Raw genomic sequence first — 21151 nt, forward strand, 5'->3', positions numbered from 1 at the left:
GGCGTGCCGGCCGCCGGGGCCGGTGCCGCGGGCTCGCGCCGCACCGGCTGACGCACCGGCTCGATGAACGGCAATTCTTCTTCGCGTTCGGGGCGGTTCATCGCCTCGGCCGCTTCTTCCGGCATCGGGCGCGGCATCCTGCGCCGCACCTTCGCGCCCTGCCATGCGTTGTAGACCACGACGCCGCCCACCACGACGGCGCCCGCGCCGATCAAACCGAGTGTCAACTCGTCCATGCACGCTCCATCAGCAATTCTTGTTCGTCGGAACCGCGAACGGGCGCCCATGCGCCGCGCGAACGCGGTCCGGTTTCGTCAAACGTCAACTCTGGGCAAAACCCGCGGCGGTTTCCATGTCCACCGCAACGATCCGCGACACGCCCTGCTCCTGCATCGTCACACCGATCAGCTGCTGCGCCATTTCCATCGCGATCTTGTTGTGCGAGATGAACAGGAACTGCGTCTTGTCGGACATCGCGCGCACGAGATTCGCGAAACGCTCGGTGTTCGCGTCGTCGAGCGGCGCGTCGACCTCGTCGAGCAGACAGAATGGCGCCGGGTTCAGCTGGAACATCGCGAACACCAGTGCGGTCGCGGTCAGGGCCTTCTCGCCGCCCGACAGCAGGTGGATCGTCGCGTTCTTCTTGCCCGGCGGCTGCGCCATCACCTGCACGCCGGCATCGAGGATTTCGTCGCCCGTCATGATCAGCTTCGCCTGGCCACCGCCGAAGAGGCGCGGGAACAGATCGCTGAAGTGACGGTTGACCTCGTCGAAGGTGCCCTGCAGCAGCGTGCGCGTTTCCTGGTCGATCTTGTGGATCGCGTCCTCGAGCGTCGTGATCGCGTCGATCAGGTCGGCCGACTGCGCGTCGAGGAACACCTTGCGCTCGCTCGCGGCCTTCAGCTCGTCGAGCGCGGCCATGTTCACCGGGCCGAGCGCATTGATCGCGTTGTTCAGGCGCGTGACCTCGCCCTGCAGGTACGACGGTTTCAGATCCGGCGTGAGCTTCTCGCGCAGCGCTTCCTCGTCGACCTCGGCCGTCGTCAGTTGCTCGGCGAACTGCTCGACCGACAGGCGCGCGGCCTGCTCCTTCAACTGCAATTCGGTGATGCGATCGCGCAGCGGCTGCAGCGAGCGCTCGGCGACGAGCCGCTGCTCGTCCGACGCGCGCAGTTTTGCGGTCAGGTCGTCGAGCTCGATCCGCGCGGCCTGCAGCGCTTCTTCCTTCACCGCACGAATCTCGAGCGCGTCCTGCAGGCCCGTGTGCGCAGTCTGCTCGTTGATCGTCTCGAGCTCGGCGCGTGCGTCTTCCAGCGATCCGGCGACACGCTCGCTCTGCTCGTGCGCGACCTGGATGCTGCGCTTGAGTTCGTCGATCCGCGTCACCGCATTGCGTGCGGCGAAGCGCGCGTCGTTCGCGCCACGCTCCAGGTCACGCGCTTCCTGACGTGCCTGCGTCAGCGATTCGTCGAGCGCTTCGAATGCGAGCTGGTTGTCCTCGAAGCGCGCCTGCAGTTCGGCAAGTTCGCCGTCGAACCGCTCGAAATTCGCTTCCGACTCCGCGCGCATCGCGCGCTGCTCTTCGATCTGCGCGCCGATTTCCTCGAGTTCCTCGCGGATCTGCGTGCTGCGCTGCGTGTAACGTTCGTGCGCCTGCGCGAGCTTCAGCACGTCCATCTGCAGCGCGTGCACGCGCTGCGTCGCACGTTCGGCCTGCGCCCGCACGTCGCCGAGTGCCTGCGTGGCCTGCGTGTGCGCGGCTTCCGCACGCACGGCGGCCGTACGCGCCTCGTCGGCGAGCAACGCCTGCGCACGCACCTGGCGCGTCAGGTTTTCGATTTCCTGCTGGCGGGCCAGCATCCCGGCCTGCTCCGAATCGGCGGCATACAGCTGCACGCCGACGCGCGTGACGATATGGCCGGCCTTGACGACGAACGCACCGCCTGCCGGCAGTTGCGTGCGCGTTGCAAGTGCCTGCGCGATGTCGTCGGCGACGTACACGTTGCCGAGCCAGTCGTTCAGCACCGCGCGGATGCCCGCATCGTCGATGCGCACGAGCGACAGCACCGGACGCAGGCCGGCCACGGCCGCCGGCGGTTCGCCGGCCGCGGGCGGTGCGTAGAACGCGAGCTTCGCGGGCGGCGCGTCGGTGGCAAAAGCCTTCACCCAGTCGAGATTCGACACTTCGAGCGCGGCGAGGCGCTCGCGCAGCACGGCTTCGAGCGCCGCTTCCCAGCCCGCTTCGACATGGAGCTTCTTCCACAGACGCGGCAGCGCGCCGAGCTCGTGCTTGTCGAGCCACGGCTGCACCTTGCCTTCGGTCTGCACGTTTTCCTGCAGCTGCTTCAGCGCGGCGAGACGCGCCTCGAGCTGGTGGATCTGCGCGGCTTCGGCCTGCACGCGCTCCTGCGCGGCACGGCGCTCGCCATCGAGGCGCGGCACCGTTTCCTGCGCGTCGGCGAGGCGCGCCTGCGCCTCGGCCAGGATCTCTTCCTGTTCGGCGAGCTGCATGCGCAGCTCTTCGAGCTGGGCCTCGTCCGGCGCGTCGAGCCCGCCCGCTTCACTCTTCAGGCGCTCATGGCGCTGCTGAAGCTGCTGGAGCTGCTGGTCGGCGTTGCGCTGGTGCGCGGCTTCGAGCTTCAGCGACTGTTCGGTCTGCGCGATCCGCGCGCGCTCGTCGTTGAGCTGCGACTGCGCATCGCGGAACTTCGCTTCGAGCGCCGGCAGCGCGTCGTGCTTCGCGGCGGCGTTGTCTTCGGCGAGCGCGGCCTTCTCGTCGGCCATCGCGCGCGCTTCTTCGGCTTCTTCGAGCTCGTCCTGCGCCTTCTCGGCCTGCGCGCGCCATTGCTCGCGCTGCGCATTCAGCGCGGCGATCTGCGCCTGCACGCGATTGCGCGATTCGACGATGAACTTGATCTCGGCTTCGAGGCGGCTCACCTCGGCGTTCGCTTCGTAGAGCGAACCCTGCGCGCCCTGCATTGCGTCGCTTGCCGAGTAATGCGCCACGCGCAGCGTCTCGAGCTGCGCCTCGACTTCACGCAGCTTCGCCGTCTGCGCCTCGAGGTCGATCTGCGCCTGTTCGATCGCGCGCTGCTGCTTCTGCTGCTCGCCGGCGGCCTCGTTCTTGCGCAGCAGCCACAACAGGCGCTGCTTCTCCTCGCCGTCGGCGACGAGTTCCTTGTACTTGGTGGCCACGACGGCCTGCGCCTCGAGCTTCTCGAGGTTCGCACCGAGTTCGCGGACGATGTCCTCGACGCGCGTCAGGTTCTCGCGCGTGTCGTGCAGGCGGTTCTCGGTCTCGCGGCGGCGCTCCTTGTACTTCGACACGCCCGCGGCTTCCTCGAGGAACACGCGCAGCTCTTCCGGCTTCGCCTCGATGATCCGCGCGATCATGCCCTGCCCGATGATCGCGTACGCACGCGGCCCGAGGCCGGTGCCGAGGAAGATGTCCTGGATGTCGCGGCGGCGCGCCGGCAGGTTGTTGATGTAGTAACTCGACGTGCCGTCGCGCGTGAGCACCCGCTTCACGGCGATTTCGCCGTACTGGCCCCACTGGCCGGCCGCGCGGCCGTCGGAGTTGTCGAAGATCAGTTCGACACTGGCCCGGCTGCCGGGCTTGCGGGCGGTCGAGCCGTTGAAGATCACGTCCTGCATCGATTCGCCGCGCAGCTCGGAGGCGCGCGACTCGCCGAGCACCCAGCGCACGGCATCGATGATGTTGGACTTGCCGCACCCGTTCGGGCCCACCACGCCGACAAGCTGGCCCGGAACCTGGAAATGCGTGGGATCGACAAAGGATTTGAAGCCAGCGAGTTTGATCGAGCTCAGACGCACGGCGGTATCGGATGTGAAGAAGGTGTGAAACGGACGGAGCCGCACTGCGCGAGGCCGGACGGCCCATGCGCGCGACGCGCCCCGGAATTCAAAAGCGGGGCCGCGCGCATACAGCGTTGGGCCCCGCAAACGGCTTCCATCATACCATCGCGCGTGCGCCGTCCCGACCGTCGCCGGGTTTGTCCGGTGCCGGTGCGGCGCGATGGACCCGGCTCGACAGCAGCGTCGCCAGCACGATGCACGCGCCGCCCGCCCACTCGCGCGCGGTCGGCAGCTCGTTCGCGAACACCCACGCCGACAGCGCGGTGATCACGATCTCGAACAGCATGATGATCGACGCACGGTTCGCCGGCACACGCGCCAGCCCGTACTGCACGAGCAGGTTGTTCGACGCCATCGTCACGCCGATCGCAACGATGATCAGCGCGGCCGAGCTGAGGTGCCCGCCTGCCGGCACCGCCGGCAGCCCCTCGAACAGCGACGCGATCGCGCCGAACACGGCCGCGCCGCCGAACAGCGTCGCGGTGCGCATCTCGGCGCGCATCTCCGGCAGCTCGCGGCTCGCCTTGATCACGAGCACGTTGCTCATCGCGAAGCTCAACCCGGCCGCGAGACCGGCCCATTCGGCCGGGGCGGCCGGCAGCGGCAAGCCGAGCTTCGGCGACCACAGCATCAGCATCGCGCCGCCGATCGACAGCGCCGCGAGCCCCGCGCCGGCCCAGGTCAGCCGCTCGCGCAGCAGGAAGTGCGCGTAGATCGCGGTCCACGCGGGGGTCAGGTAGAACAGCAGCATCACGCGCAGCACTTCGCCGTGGATCGTGCCCCACACGAACCCGAGGTTCGTCACGCCGGCCGTCACCGCGATGCCGGGCAGCACCCAGTGCCAGCGCAGCGTCGAGATCGTGCGGTGCCGCGCGACGATCACGAACAGGAACGCGACGAGGCTCGTCAGCGCGCTTGCCAGCGTGCCCGTCACGCCGAGCGATGCCAGGATCCGCAGCGGATACCAGATCAGGCCCCATACCGATGCGCCGATCAGGATGGCCAGCGTCGGCAGGCTGCCGCGTACCGCGTTATTCATTTGATTCAATACCCTTTATTCGACCGGCCCGGCCGCCGTTCCGGCAGGCCGTGACCGCATTCCGTCACGCTATAATCGTCCGTTGCGACCCGCGCGCCATCGGCGCCCGTTCGCAGCCGCGCGGCGCGCCCGCCGCTTCTTTCGCTCCAACCGGCCGCGATGGCCGCTTCGCCCGTGAACCCTCGACTCGACTCGCTCCAGCCCTATCCCTTCGAAAAGCTGCGCGCCCTGTTCAAGGACGTGACGCCCTCCGGCGCCCTCAAACCGATCAGCTTCGGCATCGGCGAGCCCAAACATGCAACCCCGGCGCTGATCCGCGACGCCGTGGTGGCCGCGCTCGACGGTCTCGCGTCGTACCCGGCCACCGCCGGCTCGGACGCGCTGCGCACGTCGATCGCGCACTGGCTCGAGCGCCGCTACGGGCTGCCGGCCATCGATCCGGCCACGCAGGTGCTGCCCGTGTCGGGGTCGCGCGAGGCGCTGTTCTCGCTTGCGCAGACGGTGATCGACGCACGCCCGTCCGAACAGGGCGAGAAGGCGATCGTACTCTGTCCGAATCCTTTCTATCAAATTTACGAAGGCGCGGCGCTGCTGGCCGGTGCCGAACCCTATTTCGCGAACAGCGACCCGGCCCGCAACTTCGCATGCGACTACGCGTCCGTGCCCGACGAAGTCTGGGCGCGCACGCAACTGCTGTACGTCTGCTCGCCGGGCAACCCGACGGGCGCCGTGCTGACGCTCGACGACTGGCGCGAGCTGTTCGCGCTGTCCGACCGCCACGGTTTCGTGATCGCGTCCGACGAGTGCTATTCGGAAATCTATTTCGACGAAGCGGCGCCGCCGCTGGGCGGCCTCGAGGCCGCGCACCGCCTCGGCCGCGGCTTCGAGCGGCTCGTGATGCTGTCGAGCCTGTCGAAGCGCTCGAACGTGCCGGGCATGCGCTCGGGCTTCGTCGCCGGCGACGCGGCGCTGCTGAAGAAATTCCTGCTGTACCGCACGTACCACGGCGCGGCGCTGTCGCCGGTCTGGCAGCACGCAAGCATCGCCGCGTGGAACGACGAGGCGCACGTGCGCGAGAACCGCGCGCTGTACCTGCAGAAGTTCAATACCGTCACGCCGCTGCTTGCCGACGTGATCGACGTGAAGCTGCCCGACGCGGCGTTCTACCTGTGGGCCAACGTGTCGCGCACCGGGCTGTCGGACACCGAGTTCGCCCGCCGCCTGTACGCCGACTATAATGTGACGGTTCTGCCCGGCTCGTACCTGGCGCGTGACGCGCACGGCACGAATCCGGGCCGCGATTTCATCCGGATCGCGCTCGTCGCGGGCACCCCCGAATGCGTCGAGGGCGCGCAACGCATCGTCGATTTCTGCCGCTCTCTCGCGCGGTAATCGTCCATCCGATCAATTCCATCCATCTCCTGCGAAAACGAACATGTCGCAACAACTTCAGCAAATCATCGATACCGCCTGGGAAAACCGCGCCGAGCTGTCGCCGAAGGCCGCACCGGCCGACGTCCGCGAAGCCGTCGCGCACGCGATCGAGCAGCTCGACAAAGGCGCGCTGCGCGTGGCCGAGAAGATCGACGGCAACTGGACCGTGCACCAGTGGCTGAAGAAGGCCGTGCTGCTGTCGTTCCGCCTGGAGGACAACGCGCCGATGCCCGCCGGCGGCTACTCGCAGTTCTACGACAAGGTGCCGTCGAAGTTCGCGAGCTACACGGCTGAAGATTTCGCCGCGGGCGGCTTCCGCGTCGTCCCGCCGGCCATCGCGCGCCGCGGCTCGTTCATCGCGAAGAACGTCGTGCTGATGCCGTCGTACACCAACATCGGCGCGTACGTCGACGAAGGCACGATGGTCGACACGTGGGCAACGGTCGGTTCGTGCGCGCAGATCGGCAAGAACGTGCACCTGTCGGGCGGCGTCGGCATCGGCGGCGTGCTCGAGCCGCTGCAGGCGAACCCGGTCATCATCGAAGACAACTGCTTCATCGGCGCGCGCTCGGAAGTCGTCGAAGGCGTGATCGTCGAGGAAAACTCGGTGATCTCGATGGGCGTGTACCTCGGCCAAAGCACCAAGATCTACGATCGTGAAACGGGCGAAGTCAGCTACGGCCGCATCCCGGCCGGCTCGGTCGTCGTCGCCGGCAACCTGCCGTCGAAGGATGGCTCGCACAGCCTGTACTGCGCGGTGATCGTCAAGAAGGTCGACGCGAAGACCCGCGCGAAGGTCGGCCTGAACGAGCTGCTGCGAGGCGACTGATGGCAAAGCCGCACACCGTGGTCGTCTACGGCATTCCGAACTGCGACACCGTGAAGAAGGCCCGCGTGTGGCTCGACGATCACGGCGTCGAATTCGAATTTCACGACTTCAAGAAGCTCGGTGTCAGCGCACCGCTCGTCGAGGACTGGCTGAAGGACGTGTCGCTCGACGCGCTCGTCAACAAGCGCGGCACGACGTGGCGCGGCCTGGACGACGCGATGAAGGCGGCCGCCGAAACGAAGGCCGGCGCGGTCGCGCTGATGATCCACAAGCCGTCGGTCATCAAGCGCCCCGTGCTGGTGGTTAACGGCCGTGTGAAATCGCTCGGCTTCGTGGCCGATCAATACGCGGCGCTGTTTGCCGCATAGGGCCGCCCGCGCTGCGCCTGTCGGCGCAGCCCGACGTCTTGTCGCTGCCGGCCACCGCGCCGGCATTTTTTATCGAAAGTGGTCCGAACCATGTCCGCCACCCTAGCCCTTACCGAACAGCTGATCGCCCGCGCGTCCGTGACGCCCGACGACCAGCATTGCCAGCAGATCATGACCGAGCGCCTCACCGCGCTCGGCTTCGAATGCGAGACCATCGCGTCGCACGGCGTGACCAACCTGTGGGCCGTCAAGCGCGGCACCGACGGCCGCGACGGCAAGCTGCTCGCGTTCGCGGGCCACACCGACGTCGTGCCGACCGGCCCGCTCGAGCAGTGGAGCTCGCCGCCGTTCATCCCCGCCCATCGTGACGGCAAACTGTACGGCCGCGGCGCGGCCGACATGAAGACGTCGCTCGCGGCGTTCGTCGTCGCGTCCGAGGAATTCGTCGCGGCCCATCCCGGCCACCGCGGCACGATCGCGTTCCTGATCACGAGCGACGAGGAAGGCCCCGCCACCGACGGCACCGTGAAGGTCGTCGAGCTGCTCGAAACGCGCGGCGAACGCATGGACTACTGCATCGTCGGCGAGCCGACGTCGACCACCGAGCTCGGCGACGTCGTCAAGAACGGCCGCCGCGGCTCGATGTCGGGTGAACTCGTCGTCAAGGGCGTGCAGGGCCACATCGCGTATCCGCACCTCGCGAAGAACCCGATCCACCTGCTCGCGCCGGCGCTCGCCGAGCTCGCCGCCGAGCAGTGGGACGAAGGCAACGAATACTTCCCGCCGACCACCTGGCAGGTGTCGAACCTGCACGCCGGCACCGGCGCGACCAACGTGATTCCCGGCCACGCCGACCTGCTGTTCAACTTCCGCTTCTCGACCGCCAGCACGGTCGAGGGCCTGCAAGCACGCGTGCATGCGATCCTCGACAAGCATGGCCTCGAGTACACGCTGAAGTGGTCGGTGAGCGGCCTGCCGTTCCTCACGCCGCGCGGCGAACTGTCGGGCGCGCTGGAAAACGCGATCCGCACCGAGACCGGCATCACGACCGAACTGTCGACGACGGGCGGCACGTCGGACGGCCGTTTCATCGCGCGCATCTGCCCGCAGGTGATCGAGTTCGGCCCGCCGAACGGCAGTATCCACAAGATCGACGAGCACATCGAAGTACGCTTCGTCGACCCGCTGAAGAACGTGTACCGCCGCGTGCTCGAACAACTGATCGCCTGATGGAGCTTCGCATGACGACACCTTTTGCCACTGTTCGCGACCTGCTTCGCTACGCGGTCACACGCTTCTCGAAGGCGAAGCTCGCGTTCGGCCACGGCTCCGACAATGCGTACGACGAAGCGGCCTACCTCGTGCTGCGCACGCTCGACCTGCCGCTCGACACGCTCGAACCGTTCCTCGACGCGCGGCTGCTGCCCGACGAAATCTCGGCTGTGCTCGCAGTGATCGAACGTCGCGCGACCGACCGCGTGCCGGCCGCGTACCTCACGCATGAAGCGTGGATGCACGGCCACCGCTTCTACGTCGACGAACGCGTGATCGTGCCGCGCTCGTTCATCGGCGAGCTGCTCGACGACGGGCTGCAGCCGTACGTCGCCGATCCCGAGCAGGTTGGCGCGGTGCTCGAGCTGTGCACGGGCTCCGGCTGCCTCGCGATCCTCGCGGCGAGTGCGTTCCCGAACGCCGAGATCGATGCGGTCGACCTGTCCGACAAGGCACTCGAAGTCGCCGAGATCAACGTGCGCGACTACGGCCTCGAAGACCGCGTCGCACTGCACCGCGGCGACCTCTACGCACCGCTGCCCGCGTTCCGCACGGATCCGGGCTCACGCTATGACGTGATCCTGACGAACCCGCCGTACGTGAACGCGTCGTCGATGGCCGCGCTGCCGCCCGAGTACCGACACGAGCCGGAGATGGCGCTCGCCGGTGGCGATGACGGGATGGACATCGTGCGACGCATTGTCGCCGAGGCCCATCGCTGGCTGCACGACGACGGCGTGCTCGTCGTCGAGATCGGCAACGAGCGCGAAAACGTCGAAGCCGCGCTCGGCGGCCTCGAACTCACGTGGCTGCCCACCAGCGCGGGCGACGACGCCGTCTTCCTGATCCAGGCGTCCGACCTGCCCCGCAAGGCCTGAGCCTTTCCGGCTCGCCCACCGTGCGGTGCACCGTTGCGCCGCACGGTTGGGTAAGATGCGCGTAGGCGGCCGCCCGGCCGCGCGACTTCAGGAGTCCGTCACGCGCCCATGACCCTCGACTGGCTACATCTCGGCACCCTGATCCTGACCATCCACGTGCTCGGGATCGTCGCGGCGTGCCACGCGATCATGAACACGCGCACGTCGCAAGGCGCGATCGCGTGGGCCGTCTCGCTCGCGGCCATGCCGTACCTGACGCTCATTCCGTACCTGTTCCTCGGCCGCAGCAAGTTCTCCGGCTACGTCGACGCCCGGCGCCACGAGCTGGAAATGTTGCGCATGCACACACCGCGCTCGCCCTGGCTCAGCACCGACGCGACCGACGGCCCGGCCGCCGACGCAATCGGCCAGGCCGCAGTGCTCGCGCTCACGCGGCTCGGCGGCATGCCGTTCCTCGGCGGCAATTCGGTGCGCACGCTGGTGAACGGCGACGCGACGTTCTCGGCAATCCTGGCGGCCATCGACGCCGCGCGCGACTACGTGGTGGTGCAGTTCTTCATCGTGCGCGACGATGCGCTCGGCCGGATGCTGCGCGACTCGCTGCTCGCGCGCGCGGCAGCCGGCGTGCGCTGCTGCCTGCTGTACGACAGCATCGGCAGCTTCGACCTCCCGCACAGCTACGTCGACACGCTGCGCCGGGGCGGCGTCGAAGTTCATCCGTTCGCGACCAACCGGAAGTTCGTCAACCGCTTCCAGCTCAACTTCCGCAACCACCGCAAGATCGTCGTCGTCGACGGCAATCGCGCGTTCGTCGGCGGCCACAACGTCGGCGTCGAATATCTCGGCGCGAAGCCGCGCCTGTCGCCGTGGCGCGACACGCACATCGAGATCCGCGGCCCGGTGGTCGCGAGCATCCAGTACGTGTTCGCCGAAGACTGGCACTGGGCGACGCAGAAGCTGCCGCCGCTCGCGTTGCCGCCGCCCGCGCAGCCCGGCGACAACATGCACTGCCTCGCGGTGCCGATGGGGCCGGCCGACAAGCAGGAGACGGGCTCGCTGTTCTTCGTCGAGGCGATCAACGCCGCGCGCGAGCGGGTCTGGATCACCACGCCGTACCTCGTCCCCGACGAAGCCGTGATCTCCGCACTGAAGCTCGCCGTGATGCGCGGCGTCGACGTGCGCATCCTGATCCCGAGCCGGCGCGATCACTACGTGGTGTTCGAAGCGTCGAAGCTGTACGCACGCGACCTGGTCGATGCGGGCGTCAAGGTGTTCCGCTACCGGCCCGGCTTCCTGCACCAGAAGGTCGTGCTGATCGACCGCATCGCGGCGGCGATCGGCAGCGCGAATCTCGACAACCGCTCGTTCCGCCTCAATTTCGAGATCATGGTGCTGACCGTGGACCGCACGTTCGCCGACGAGGTCGAGACGATGCTCGAGACAGATTTCGCGCAGGCGTACGAGGTCGATGCGAGCGAATACCGCCGGTCGCCCGCCTGGCGGCGCATCGCGATGCACGTCGCGCGGCTGTTCGCGCCGATCCTTTAACGGCCGGGACGGTGGCGGTGGCGGTGGCGCCCGTGCGATCCGCACCGGCGCCGCGAACGCCGCCGGCAGCCGTCACAGCAGCTTGTCGATATCCGCCGCGATTTCGTCCGGCTTGGTCGACGGCGCGTAGCGCTTGACGATACGGCCTTCGCGATTGATCAGGAATTTCGTGAAATTCCACTTGATCGCCTTGAGGCCGAGAATGCCGGGCGCCTCGTCGGTCAGGTAGCGGTACAGCGGATGCGCATGGTCGCCCTTCACGTCGATCTTCGCGAACATCGGGAACGTCACGCCGAAATTACGCTCGCAGAACGCGCCGATCTGCGTGGCGTCGCCCGGCTCCTGCTTGCCGAACTGGTTGCACGGGAAGCCGAGCACATAGAAGCCGCGCGCCGCGTACTGGTCGTACAGCTTCTGCAGGCCCGCGTACTGCGGCGTGAAACCACACTCGCTCGCGGTGTTGACGATCAGCAGCACCTTGCCGCGATATGCGTCGAGCGAGGCCGGCGCACCGGCAAGCGTCTCTGCGCTGAACGAATACAGGGTGGACATCGGGCACTCCTTTTACGAAACCGGATCGACGTGGAGTCTAGGCGAAATTGCCCCGTTGCGACATCCGCCGAACGGCCAATGCCCGGCGCGAGCGGCGCGCAGTCTAGAATAGCGGTTTTGGCCAGTCATTTCCGCCGTGATCCGTTTCAATCAGTTCAGCCTTGCGCGCGGCACCAAGCCGCTGTTCGAGTCGACCTCCTTCGTGCTCAATCCCGGCGAGAAAGCCGGCCTGATCGGCGCAAACGGCGCCGGCAAGTCGACCCTGTTCTCGGTCCTGCGCGGCGAGCTGCACTCGGACGGCGGCGATTTCTCGATGCCGCCGTCGTGGCGGATCGCCCATGTGTCGCAGGAAACGCCCGCGGTCGACCGCTCGGCGCTCGACTACACGCTCGATGGCGATGCCGCGCTGCGCGAAATCGAGGCGCGCATCGCCACCGCCTCCGCCGCGCATGACGGCGCCGCCGAAGCCGACGCGCACGCGGCGTTCGCCGACGCCGACGGCTACACCGCTCCCGCCCGCGCCGAGGCGCTGCTGCTCGGCCTCGGCTTCACGCTCGCGCAGACGCGTGAATCCGTCGCCAGCTTCTCCGGCGGCTGGCGCATGCGCCTGAACCTCGCGCAGGCGCTGATGTGCCGCTCCGACCTGCTGCTGCTCGACGAACCGACGAACCACCTCGACCTCGACGCGATCGTCTGGCTCGAAGACTGGCTGCACCGCTACCCCGGCACGCTCGTCGTGATTTCGCACGACCGCGAATTCCTCGATTCGATCTGCAATGTCACGCTGCACCTGGAAAACCGCCAGGTGAAGCGCTACGGCGGCAACTACTCGCAGTTCGAAGTGCTGCGCGCGCAGCAACTGGCGCTGCAGCAAAGCGCCTACGAAAAGCAGCAGAAGACGATCGAGCACCTGCAGAGCTTCGTCGACCGCTTCAAGGCCAAGGCGACCAAGGCCAAGCAGGCGCAGAGCCGGATGAAGGCACTGGAGAAGATGGAGCTGATCGCGCCGGCGCACATCGCGTCGCCGTTCACGTTCGAATTCCGCACGCCCGATGCCGCGCCGAACCCGATGATGGTGATGGAAGACGTCCGCTGCGGCTACCACGCCGACGGTGGAGCGGAAATCCCGATCGTCGAGCGCGTCGCGCTGTCGATCCAGAACGGCCAGCGCATCGGCCTGCTCGGTGCGAACGGCCAGGGCAAGTCGACGCTGATCAAGACGCTGGCCGGCACGCTCGCGCCGCTGTCGGGGCACGTCCGCGACGGCAAGGGGCTGACGATCGGCTATTTCGCGCAGCACCAGCTCGAAACGCTGCGCGAGGACGATTCGCCGCTCGCGCACCTGGCGCGGCTCGCGCCCGACACGCGCGAGCAGGAGCTGCGCGACTTCCTCGGCGGCTTCAACTTTTCGGGCGACATGGCGACCACCCCGGTCGGGCCGTTTTCGGGCGGTGAAAAGGCCCGCCTCGCGCTCGCGCTGATCATCTGGCAGAAGCCGAACCTGCTGCTGCTCGACGAACCGACCAACCACCTCGACCTCGAAACGCGTCATGCGCTGACGATGGCGCTCGCCCAGTTCGAAGGCACGCTGATCCTCGTCTCGCACGACCGCCACCTGCTGCGCGCGACGACCGACCAGTTCATGCTGGTCGCGAAGCACCGGCTGCAGCCGTTCGACGGCGACCTCGACGACTACCGCGACTGGCTGCTGCAGCACGCGGCCGAGCAGCGCGCCGCCGCGAAGGCCGACAGCGCGGCTTCATCGAGCGCGGGAGCCGCGGCCAATCGCAAGGACCAGAAGCGTCAGGCCGCCGAGGAGCGGCAGCGCCTGTCGGTGTTGAAGAAGCCGCTGCAGACGCGCATCACGAAGCTCGAAAAGGAAATGGAGACGCTGCATGCGGAAAAGGCGCGCCTCGACACGTTCGTCGCCGATCCGGCGAGCTACGAGGCCGAGCGCAAGACGGAACTGACCGATGCGATCCGCAAGCTCGGGGACGTCAGCACACGCCTCGAAACAGTCGAAGCCGATTGGCTCGCCGCTCAGGAAGAGCTCGAGCAGATCGGCTGACCGCCGTCGCGTCGCGGCCGGCCGGCACACCAGTCGGTCCGGCGTGCCGGCTGCCTCGCGGCAGCGGCACCTTGGTATCCATACGCCTCGACAGGCCATCGGGCCCTTTACGGGCCCAGATACGACAAGGCCGGGCGCAAAAGCCCGGCCTGTTCATTCCTTACCGTCGTCACTCGGTTCCGCGGCAGCTCGCCGCGCCGCCGGCTCAGCGTCGCGGCAATGTGTCGCGCGGCATCTGCTCGTCGTCGCCCATCAGGTACCGGCGCCCTTCGGTCGGCCGCCGGATCGCCGCGGCGACTTCCGCTTCCGTCACGTCCTCGGACACGACCTTGCGCGCGAGGCGCCCCTCTTCGTCGATCCATTCGACGATCCGGCACCCGCCGCCCCAGGGTTGGCGAATCGGCTCAGACACACGGCAGCCACGCAGGTTGTAAAGGCGTCCGCTCGGCGCTTCCCCATACGATTTCAACATAGGATCCCTTCGCATTGCGCGGTTCGACAATCCGGCAAAGGATAGGGAAAAGCGATGTCCGGCGGGTTACAGAACCCTACATCTTCTTTACAGCGAATTACGCGACAGATCGCCCGCACGCATGGCCCGGGCGCCTGCCGGGCCGGTCACTCGAGATCGCGCACGCGGTCGATCGCCTGCTCGAGCCGATCGACGGCCATCACGTTCAGCCCTTCGATCGGCTGCTTCGGCGCATTCGCCTTCGGAATCAGCGCGGACGTGAATCCGAGCTTCGCGGCTTCGCGCAACCGCTCCTGCCCGCGGGGCGACGGCCGGATCTCGCCCGCCAGCCCCACTTCGCCGAACACGATCAGCCCTTTCGGCAACGCCTTGTTGCGCATCGACGAATGGATCGCGAGCAGCACCGCGAGGTCGGCGGCCGGCTCGGTGATCTTCACACCCCCCACGGCATTGAGGAACACGTCCTGGTCGAAGCACGCGATGCCCGCGTGCCGGTGCAGCACCGCGAGCAACATCGCAAGCCGGTTCTGTTCGAGGCCGACCGCGAGCCGGCGCGGGTTCGGCACGTGCGCCGTATCGACGAGCGCCTGGACTTCGACGAGCAGCGGGCGCGTACCTTCCTGCGTGACGAGCACGCACGAACCGGGCACGACCTGCTCGTGCTGCGACAGGAACAGCGCGGACGGATTCGCGACGCCGCGCAGCCCGCGCTCGGTCATCGCGAACACGCCGAGTTCGTTGACCGCACCGAAGCGGTTCTTGAACGCACGCACGAGCCGGAACGACGAATGCGTGTCGCCTTCGAAGTACAGCACCGTGTCGACGATGTGCTCGAGCACGCGCGGGCCGGCCAGGTTGCCCTCCTTCGTCACGTGCCCGACCATGATGATCGCGGTGCCCGACTGCTTCGCGATGCGCGTGAGCTGCGCCGCGCACTCGCGCACCTGCGCGACCGAGCCCGGCGCCGACGTGAGCGCTTCCGAATAGACGGTCTGGATCGAGTCGATCACGGCCACGTCCGGCCGCTCCGCATCGATCGCGGCCTGGATCTTCTCGAGCTGGATCTCGGCGAGCAGCTTCAGCTCATCCGCCGGCGCACCGCCGTCGAGCAGCGCCAGCCGTTGCGCACGCAATGCGATCTGCGCGGCCGATTCCTCACCGCTGATATAGAGCGCGCGCCGCTCGCTCGCGATATCCGCGAGCGACTGCAACAGCAGCGTCGACTTGCCGATGCCGGGATCGCCGCCGATCAGCACGACGCCGCCCGGGACCAGCCCACCGCCGAGCACGCGGTCGAATTCACCGATGCCGGTCGAGAAGCGCGGCACGTCGGCCGCTTCGATGTCGACGAGACGCTGGACGGGCGCCCGCTTCGCGAGCGACTGGAAACGATGGGCAGCCGGCGCCTCGGCGACCGATTCAACCAGCGTGTTCCAGGCCTGGCACGACGGGCATTGGCCCTGCCACTTCGGGGTCTGTCCGCCGCACTCGCTGCAGACGTATACGGTTTTCTGTTTGGCCACGCGCAACGTCCTTATTCCGCGCGCACGGGCACGCGGCCGGCGACCGCACACATCAGCTCGTAACCGATCGTGCCGCAATGGCGAGCGACGTCGTCGATCGGCAGCGCGTTGCCCCACAGCTCGACGCGCGCGCCGACACCGGCCTGCGGGCACGGTGACAGGTCGACGGTAATCATGTCCATCGATACGCGACCGACGATCCGCGTGCGGATGCCGTCGACGATCACGGGCGTGCCTTCGGGCGCGACCCGCGGATAGCCGTCCGCGTAACCGCACGCGACCACGCCGATCCGCATCGGCGCCTGCGCGGAGAACGTCGAGCCATAGCCGATGGCCTGGCCCTTCCCGATCGTCTGCACCGCGATCAGCTCGGACGCGAGCGTCATCGCAGGCTTCAGCCCGGTATCGGCGATGTCGGACGACAGCCCGGACGGCGACGCGCCGTACAGCACGATCCCCGGGCGCACCCAGTCGAAGTGCGTGTCCGGATGCCACAGCACGGCCGCGGAGTTCGCGAGGCTGCGTGCGCCGGCAATGTTTTCCGCGCCGCGCTCGAACGTCGCGAGCTGCTCGGCGACGCCGCGCTCGTTGTCCGCATCCGAAAAATGGGTCATCAACGTGATCTGGCCGATGCCGTGGCACGCGCGGGCGCGCTCCCATGCGGCGCGGTATTTTTCCGGCAGGTAGCCGAGCCGGTTCATCCCGCTGTTCATCTTGAGCTGCACGTTGACGGGCTTCGACAGCCGCGCCGTTTCCAGCATCCGCATCTGCTCGTCGTTGTGGACGGTCGTCGTCAGGCTGTAGCGGTCGATCACGTCGATGTCGGTCGAGCGGAAGAACCCTTCGAGCAGCAGGATCGGACCGGCCCAGCCGAGCTCGCGCAGCTTGACGGCCTCGTCGAGGTCGAGCAGGCCGAAGCCGTCGGTGCCGCGCAGGCCGGGAAACGCACGCGCGAGACCGTGACCGTACGCGTTGGCCTTGACGACCGCCCAGACCTTGGACGGGCCGGCAAAGCGGCGGACGACGGAGAGATTGTTCGCGAGAGCGGCGGTATGGATGGTGGCGGAGATCGGGCGCGGCATGGGAAATTTACGTAAAGACGCTTGCGAATCATCAGCTTACCGCGCCTTTTGAGCACTGAAGCCGACAATTTGCGGAACGATCGGGGAATCTTGCTAGTCCGAATTGGCGTATTTTCATGTTATAAAGCCGTGCGCACAACCCATTTCGAACGGAATAAGCCGATCGCATACCAGGCGGCCTACGCGGCCCTGCCGCAGCGACGAAAGCATCGCATCAGATGAAAAAAGGTTTTTACACCATCATGGCCGCGCAGTTTTTCTCGTCGCTGGCCGACAATGCGCTCCTCATCGCCGCCATCGCCCTGCTGAAAGACCTCCACGCCCCCAACTGGATGACACCGCTGTTGAAGCTGTTCTTCGTGTTGTCCTATGTGGTGCTGGCGGCCTATGTCGGCGCCTTCGCGGATTCGCGCCCGAAGGGCCGCGTGATGTTCATCACCAACTCGATCAAGGTCGTCGGCTGCATGATCATGCTGTTCGGCGCCCACCCGCTGATCGCGTACGGGATCGTCGGTTTCGGCGCGGCGGCCTATTCGCCCGCGAAATACGGCATCCTCACCGAGCTGCTGCCGGCCGACCGGCTGGTCGCCGCGAACGGCTGGATCGAAGGCACGACCGTCAGCTCGATCATTCTCGGCACCGTGCTGGGCGGCGCGCTGATCAGCCCGCACATCGCATCGCACGTGATCGCACACACGCCCGCCTGGATCGGCACGCCCGCCGAAGCGGCAATGGCGATCATCATGGCGATCTACGTGATCGCCGCGCTGTTCAACCTGCGCATCCCCGATACCGGCGCCCGCTACCCGAAGCAGGAACGCGGCCCGGTCAAGCTCCTCACCGATTTCGCCGACTGCTTCATGGTGCTGTGGCGCGACAAGCTCGGCCAGATCTCGCTGGCAGTCACGACGCTGTTCTGGGGCGCGGGCGCGACGCTGCAGTTCATCGTGCTGAAGTGGGCTGAAGTGTCGCTCGGCATGTCGCTGTCGGAAGGCGCGATCCTGCAGGCCGTGGTCGCCGTCGGCGTCGCGGCCGGCGCAATCGCCGCTGCCGCGCGGATCCCGTTGAAGAAGTCGCTGACCGTGCTGCCCGTCGGCATCATCATGGGCATCGCGGTGATGCTGATGGCGTTCTACACGCGCGACCTGTTCCCGTCGCACTGGGCCGTGCACATCGGCCACCTGCGGATGCCCGTGTACCTGATCATCGCGTACATCTTCCTGATGTGCGTCGGCGCGTTGTCCGGCTACTTCGTCGTTCCGATGAACGCGCTGCTGCAGCATCGCGGCCACGTGCTGCTGTCGGCCGGCCACTCGATCGCGGTGCAGAACTTCAACGAGAACCTGTCGGTGCTCGTGATGCTGTGCCTGTATGCGGTGCTCGTGTGGCTCGACGTGCCGGTCGGCGTCGTGATCGTGCTGTTCGGCACGTTCGTCTGCCTGACGATGTGGCTCGTGATGCGCCGCCACCAGGCGAACCAGCGTCAGTTCGACTCGGTCGCGCTGATCGGCGAATCGCGGCACTGACGCTACACTTCCCGTTTCCGTCCGCCGGCGCCGGTTCTCGAACCGGCGCGTTGCCCTCATGACGCACCCGATACCCAACATCCTGACGATCGCCGGCTCCGATTCGGGCGGCGGCGCAGGCATCCAGGCCGACCTGAAGACCTTTTCCGCGCTCGGCGCGTATGGCGCGAGCGTGATCACGGCGCTGACCGCGCAGAACACGCGCGGCGTGACAGGCGTGCATGCGCCGGATGCCGCGTTCGTGACCGCGCAACTCGATGCGGTGTTCGGCGATATCCGCATCGATGCGGTCAAGATCGGGATGCTCGCGAACGCGGCGATCGTGCACGCGGTCGCCGACGCGCTGCGCCGATACGCGCCGCGCTTCGTCGTGCTCGACACGGTGATGATTTCCAAGAGCTCGCACGCGCTGCTCGCGCCCGACGCCGTCGACGCGTTGCGCGATCTGCTGCTGCCGCTCGCGACAGTCGTGACGCCGAATCTGCCCGAAGCAGCCGCGCTGCTGAACGATGTGCCCGCAACCACCGAAGACGACATGGTCCGGCAAGGCCAGGCATTGCTGCAGACGGGGGCGCGCGCCGTGCTGATGAAAGGCGGCCACCTGCCCGACGCGTCCGCGAGCCCCGACTGGCTCGTCGAAGCGACCCGCACCGTGCGGCTGGACGGCGCACGCGTGCCGGTCAGCAACACGCATGGCACCGGCTGCACGCTGTCGTCGGCGATCGCCGCGCTGCTGCCGCAGCAGCCCGACCTCGAAAGCGCGGTACGCGAAGCCAAGACCTACCTGACCGGTGCGATCGCCGCGAGCGGCCACCTCGACGTCGGTCACGGCGTCGGCCCCGTCCATCACTTCCATCGCTGGTGGTGAGCGCCGGCTGACGCGGCGTCAGTGATCCTGCGCAGCGAACGCCTCCGCACGCGTCGGCCAGTCGTCCGTCACGACGAAGCCGCGTGCCATTTCGCGCCACGTGCCGTCACTGCCCTTTTCATGAATGCCGATCAGCGCGGGAGCCTCACGTGCCGTCAGTATGGACGGCAGTTCCAGAGCGGCCGCCAGCGGTTCGGGGTCGAATCCGCTATCGGCGGCAGCGCGTCGCGGCGCGAGCCACGCAAGCCGCGGCAACACGCTCCACGCGACACCGGCACGCTGCTCGGCCGCCCAGGCTGGCCACTGCGCATGAGTCAGCCAGAAGCCGTGCGGGTGATCCGGCGCGATTTCTGCGGACACCGGCGGCAACGGCGCGCCGTGCGGATAGAACAACCAGCCCTTGATGAACATCTGCGCATCGGACGGCGCGCCGTAGCCGAGCCGCGCGAACCCGTCGCGATCGCCGAGCCGAAGCTGATGCTCGAGTAGCCGGATGCGCTTGCGGTCGAACCGGTCGACGAGGTTGGGGCCGACGAAATCGGCGAGCGAAGCGCCGGCCTGCACCGGCGCGCACAGGTAGCACTTCACCGCGAGTTCCCAGTGCAGGCGCTGCCCGTCCGGTGCATCGACGAGAAAATCGACTTCGCCGAGCGTCTTGCCGTTGCTGCGCAGCGGCAGATTGGCCGCGACGAGCCGCAGCGACGGCCCGTGTGTCAGGAAATACTCGAGCAGGCATTCGGCGTAACGGCCGAGCCGGGTGGGCCGGAAGCCGTCGAGCGCGCGATGCAGCGGCTCGGGCTGCGCATCGAGCGCGGCGAGCCATGCTTCGACGGCCGCCTGCCCCGGCGCATCCAGCCACGGGCGCGCAAGCGGCGCGTCCGGCACCGCGGTGAGCAGGCTCGGGCTGGCCAGCAGCCAGCCCAGATCCCGAACCGCGACGTCGTGCAGCGTATCGACGAATGCGAACGCCGCGCCGGTCGTCATTGCCCGGCCGGCCCGTTCGCGTCGCCGCCTTCCGCGCGCTGGAACGTGTCGCGTGCGAGGCACAGGTCGGCCCATGCCTTCGACTTGTCCTGCAGGCTGCGAAGCAGGTACGCCGGATGGTAGGTCACGATCACCGGCACGCCTTCGTACGCATGCACGCGGCCGCGCAGCGACGCAATGCTCGCATCCGTCTTCAGCAGCGTCTGCGCAGCGAAGCGGCCGAGCGCGACGATCAGCTTCGGCTTCACGAGTGCGACCTGGCGCTGCAGATAAGGCTCGCAGCTCGCGACTTCGTCCGGCTCCGGGTTGCGGTTGCCGGGCGGCCGGCACTTGATCACGTTCGCGATGTACACGTTGTCGCCGCGCTTGAGCGACAGCGACTGCAACATGTTGTCGAGCAGCTTGCCGGCCTGGCCGACGAACGGCTCGCCCTGCTTGTCCTCGTTCTCGCCCGGCGCTTCGCCGATCAGCATCCAGTCCGCTTCGCGGTCGCCGACGCCGAACACGGTGTTGGTCCGCTTCTCGCACAGACGGCACAGCGTGCAGTCGGCCACGCGCGCGGCCAGCGCATCCCAGTCGAGCGCGGCAACCGGCGTACCAACGGGACGCGATTCGGCCACCGGCACGGGAGCGCCCGGCGGCGCCGCATCGAACCACGCGAAATCGTCGGGTCCGGCAGGCGGCATGTCGTCCATCGGCGGCATCGTGTCGGTCGACGCAACCGGCGTAACCGGTGCTGGCGCGCGATCGCCGTCGTCGCCTCGACGCGCCGGGGCGGCGGCCGGCTCGCGAACCGGCGAAGCATCGACGCTCCGCGCCACTGCCGGCGGCG

The 21151-nt window shown here is 67.7% G+C and carries 17 protein-coding genes and 1 pseudogene; 9 read left to right on the forward strand and 9 right to left on the reverse strand.

From position 1 onward, the window contains the following. From G3N99_RS14555 to G3N99_RS14565, 3 genes and pseudogenes are all read right to left on the reverse strand, one after another. Positions 1-236, reverse strand: a pseudogene (locus tag G3N99_RS14555) (cell division protein FtsZ); the annotation flags it as partial. 85 nt (positions 237-321) lie between these two features. Beyond that, positions 322-3834, reverse strand: coding sequence for a chromosome segregation protein SMC (gene smc / locus G3N99_RS14560; RefSeq protein ID WP_206122727.1), 3513 nt, complete (start codon positions 3832-3834; stop codon positions 322-324). Between the two features lie 139 nt (positions 3835-3973). Further along, positions 3974-4915: a DMT family transporter gene (locus G3N99_RS14565; protein ID WP_206122728.1), complete on the reverse strand. Its 942-nt coding sequence runs from the start codon at positions 4913-4915 to the stop codon at positions 3974-3976. A 159-nt stretch (positions 4916-5074) separates the two neighbouring features. Here G3N99_RS14565 and dapC point away from each other — a divergent pair, with 159 nt between their 5' ends. The 6 genes from dapC to cls all read left to right on the forward strand — a co-directional run bounded on the left by dapC (position 5075) and on the right by cls (position 11244). Next, positions 5075-6307 carry a succinyldiaminopimelate transaminase gene (gene dapC, locus G3N99_RS14570; RefSeq protein WP_174944489.1) on the forward strand — a complete coding sequence of 411 codons (1233 nt, stop codon included), beginning with the start codon at positions 5075-5077 and terminating at the stop codon, positions 6305-6307. Positions 6308-6350: 43 nt separating this feature from the next. Beyond that, positions 6351-7178: a 2,3,4,5-tetrahydropyridine-2,6-dicarboxylate N-succinyltransferase gene (gene dapD / locus G3N99_RS14575; protein ID WP_206122729.1), complete on the forward strand. Its 828-nt coding sequence runs from the start codon at positions 6351-6353 to the stop codon at positions 7176-7178. Further along, complete coding sequence (locus tag G3N99_RS14580) at positions 7178-7546, forward strand: ArsC family reductase (RefSeq protein ID WP_069248286.1); 369 nt, start codon at positions 7178-7180, stop codon at positions 7544-7546. The genes dapD and G3N99_RS14580 overlap by 1 nt, the downstream gene beginning before the upstream one ends. 90 nt (positions 7547-7636) lie before the next feature. Then, positions 7637-8776, forward strand: coding sequence for a succinyl-diaminopimelate desuccinylase (gene dapE / locus G3N99_RS14585; protein ID WP_174988866.1), 1140 nt, complete (start codon positions 7637-7639; stop codon positions 8774-8776). An 11-nt stretch (positions 8777-8787) separates the two neighbouring features. Beyond that, a complete protein-coding gene (gene prmB, locus G3N99_RS14590) occupies positions 8788-9696 on the forward strand; it encodes a 50S ribosomal protein L3 N(5)-glutamine methyltransferase (protein ID WP_174944484.1) in 909 nt (302 codons plus the stop codon). A 108-nt stretch (positions 9697-9804) separates the two neighbouring features. After that, positions 9805-11244: a cardiolipin synthase gene (cls, locus tag G3N99_RS14595; protein ID WP_174944480.1), complete on the forward strand. Its 1440-nt coding sequence runs from the start codon at positions 9805-9807 to the stop codon at positions 11242-11244. Between the two features lie 72 nt (positions 11245-11316). Here the strand turns inward: cls and G3N99_RS14600 are convergent, their stop codons facing one another. After that, entirely contained in the window at positions 11317-11796 is a 480-nt protein-coding gene (locus G3N99_RS14600; protein ID WP_174944477.1) for a glutathione peroxidase, read from the reverse strand. Positions 11797-11932: 136 nt separating this feature from the next. Here G3N99_RS14600 and G3N99_RS14605 point away from each other — a divergent pair, with 136 nt between their 5' ends. Continuing rightward, complete coding sequence (locus G3N99_RS14605; protein ID WP_206122730.1) at positions 11933-13864, forward strand: ATP-binding cassette domain-containing protein; 1932 nt, start codon at positions 11933-11935, stop codon at positions 13862-13864. A 205-nt stretch (positions 13865-14069) separates the two neighbouring features. Here G3N99_RS14605 and G3N99_RS14610 read toward each other — a convergent pair whose 3' ends face one another. The 3 genes from G3N99_RS14610 to alr form a co-directional block, all read right to left on the reverse strand. Further along, a complete protein-coding gene (locus tag G3N99_RS14610; RefSeq protein WP_174944456.1) occupies positions 14070-14336 on the reverse strand; it encodes a DUF2866 domain-containing protein in 267 nt (88 codons plus the stop codon). 146 nt (positions 14337-14482) lie between these two features. Continuing rightward, on the reverse strand, positions 14483-15859 hold the full coding sequence (radA, locus tag G3N99_RS14615) for a DNA repair protein RadA (RefSeq protein WP_059233837.1): 1377 nt from the start codon (positions 15857-15859) through the stop codon (positions 14483-14485). 11 nt (positions 15860-15870) lie between these two features. Further along, on the reverse strand, positions 15871-16941 hold the full coding sequence (gene alr / locus G3N99_RS14620; protein WP_174944453.1) for an alanine racemase: 1071 nt from the start codon (positions 16939-16941) through the stop codon (positions 15871-15873). Between the two features lie 218 nt (positions 16942-17159). Here alr and lplT point away from each other — a divergent pair, with 218 nt between their 5' ends. Next, positions 17160-18467: a lysophospholipid transporter LplT gene (lplT, locus tag G3N99_RS14625; protein WP_089425701.1), complete on the forward strand. Its 1308-nt coding sequence runs from the start codon at positions 17160-17162 to the stop codon at positions 18465-18467. 58 nt (positions 18468-18525) lie between these two features. After that, on the forward strand, positions 18526-19335 hold the full coding sequence (gene thiD, locus G3N99_RS14630) for a bifunctional hydroxymethylpyrimidine kinase/phosphomethylpyrimidine kinase (protein ID WP_206122731.1): 810 nt from the start codon (positions 18526-18528) through the stop codon (positions 19333-19335). Positions 19336-19353: 18 nt separating this feature from the next. On the opposite strand, the gene G3N99_RS14635 is transcribed toward thiD, so the two are convergent. Both G3N99_RS14635 and G3N99_RS14640 read right to left on the reverse strand, forming a co-directional pair. After that, positions 19354-20319 carry a DUF1853 family protein gene (locus G3N99_RS14635; RefSeq protein ID WP_206122732.1) on the reverse strand — a complete coding sequence of 322 codons (966 nt, stop codon included), beginning with the start codon at positions 20317-20319 and terminating at the stop codon, positions 19354-19356. Next, positions 20316-21151: uracil-DNA glycosylase (locus G3N99_RS14640; RefSeq protein WP_206122733.1), on the reverse strand; the 836-nt coding region annotated here is incomplete at its 5' end. The genes G3N99_RS14640 and G3N99_RS14635, both read right to left, overlap by 4 nt.

The organism is Burkholderia sp. Ac-20392 (assembly GCF_017104585.1).
GTDB classification, from domain to species: domain Bacteria; phylum Pseudomonadota; class Gammaproteobacteria; order Burkholderiales; family Burkholderiaceae; genus Burkholderia; species Burkholderia lata.

Excerpts from the sequence above, each read along its gene's own strand:
- dapC (WP_174944489.1), top strand. The coding sequence starts at position 5,075 with ATGGCCGCTTCGCCCGTGAACCCTCGACTCGACTCGCTCCAGCCCTAT.
- alr (WP_174944453.1), bottom strand. The coding sequence starts at position 16,941 with ATGCCGCGCCCGATCTCCGCCACCATCCATACCGCCGCTCTCGCGAAC.
- lplT (WP_089425701.1), top strand. The coding sequence starts at position 17,160 with ATGAAAAAAGGTTTTTACACCATCATGGCCGCGCAGTTTTTCTCGTCG.
- G3N99_RS14565 (WP_206122728.1), bottom strand. The coding sequence starts at position 4,915 with ATGAATAACGCGGTACGCGGCAGCCTGCCGACGCTGGCCATCCTGATC.
- cls (WP_174944480.1), top strand. The coding sequence starts at position 9,805 with ATGACCCTCGACTGGCTACATCTCGGCACCCTGATCCTGACCATCCAC.
- G3N99_RS14610 (WP_174944456.1), bottom strand. The coding sequence starts at position 14,336 with ATGTTGAAATCGTATGGGGAAGCGCCGAGCGGACGCCTTTACAACCTG.
- thiD (WP_206122731.1), top strand. The coding sequence starts at position 18,526 with ATGACGCACCCGATACCCAACATCCTGACGATCGCCGGCTCCGATTCG.
- G3N99_RS14580 (WP_069248286.1), top strand. The coding sequence starts at position 7,178 with ATGGCAAAGCCGCACACCGTGGTCGTCTACGGCATTCCGAACTGCGAC.
- G3N99_RS14635 (WP_206122732.1), bottom strand. The coding sequence starts at position 20,319 with ATGACGACCGGCGCGGCGTTCGCATTCGTCGATACGCTGCACGACGTC.
- dapE (WP_174988866.1), top strand. The coding sequence starts at position 7,637 with ATGTCCGCCACCCTAGCCCTTACCGAACAGCTGATCGCCCGCGCGTCC.
- G3N99_RS14600 (WP_174944477.1), bottom strand. The coding sequence starts at position 11,796 with ATGTCCACCCTGTATTCGTTCAGCGCAGAGACGCTTGCCGGTGCGCCG.
- prmB (WP_174944484.1), top strand. The coding sequence starts at position 8,788 with ATGACGACACCTTTTGCCACTGTTCGCGACCTGCTTCGCTACGCGGTC.
- dapD (WP_206122729.1), top strand. The coding sequence starts at position 6,351 with ATGTCGCAACAACTTCAGCAAATCATCGATACCGCCTGGGAAAACCGC.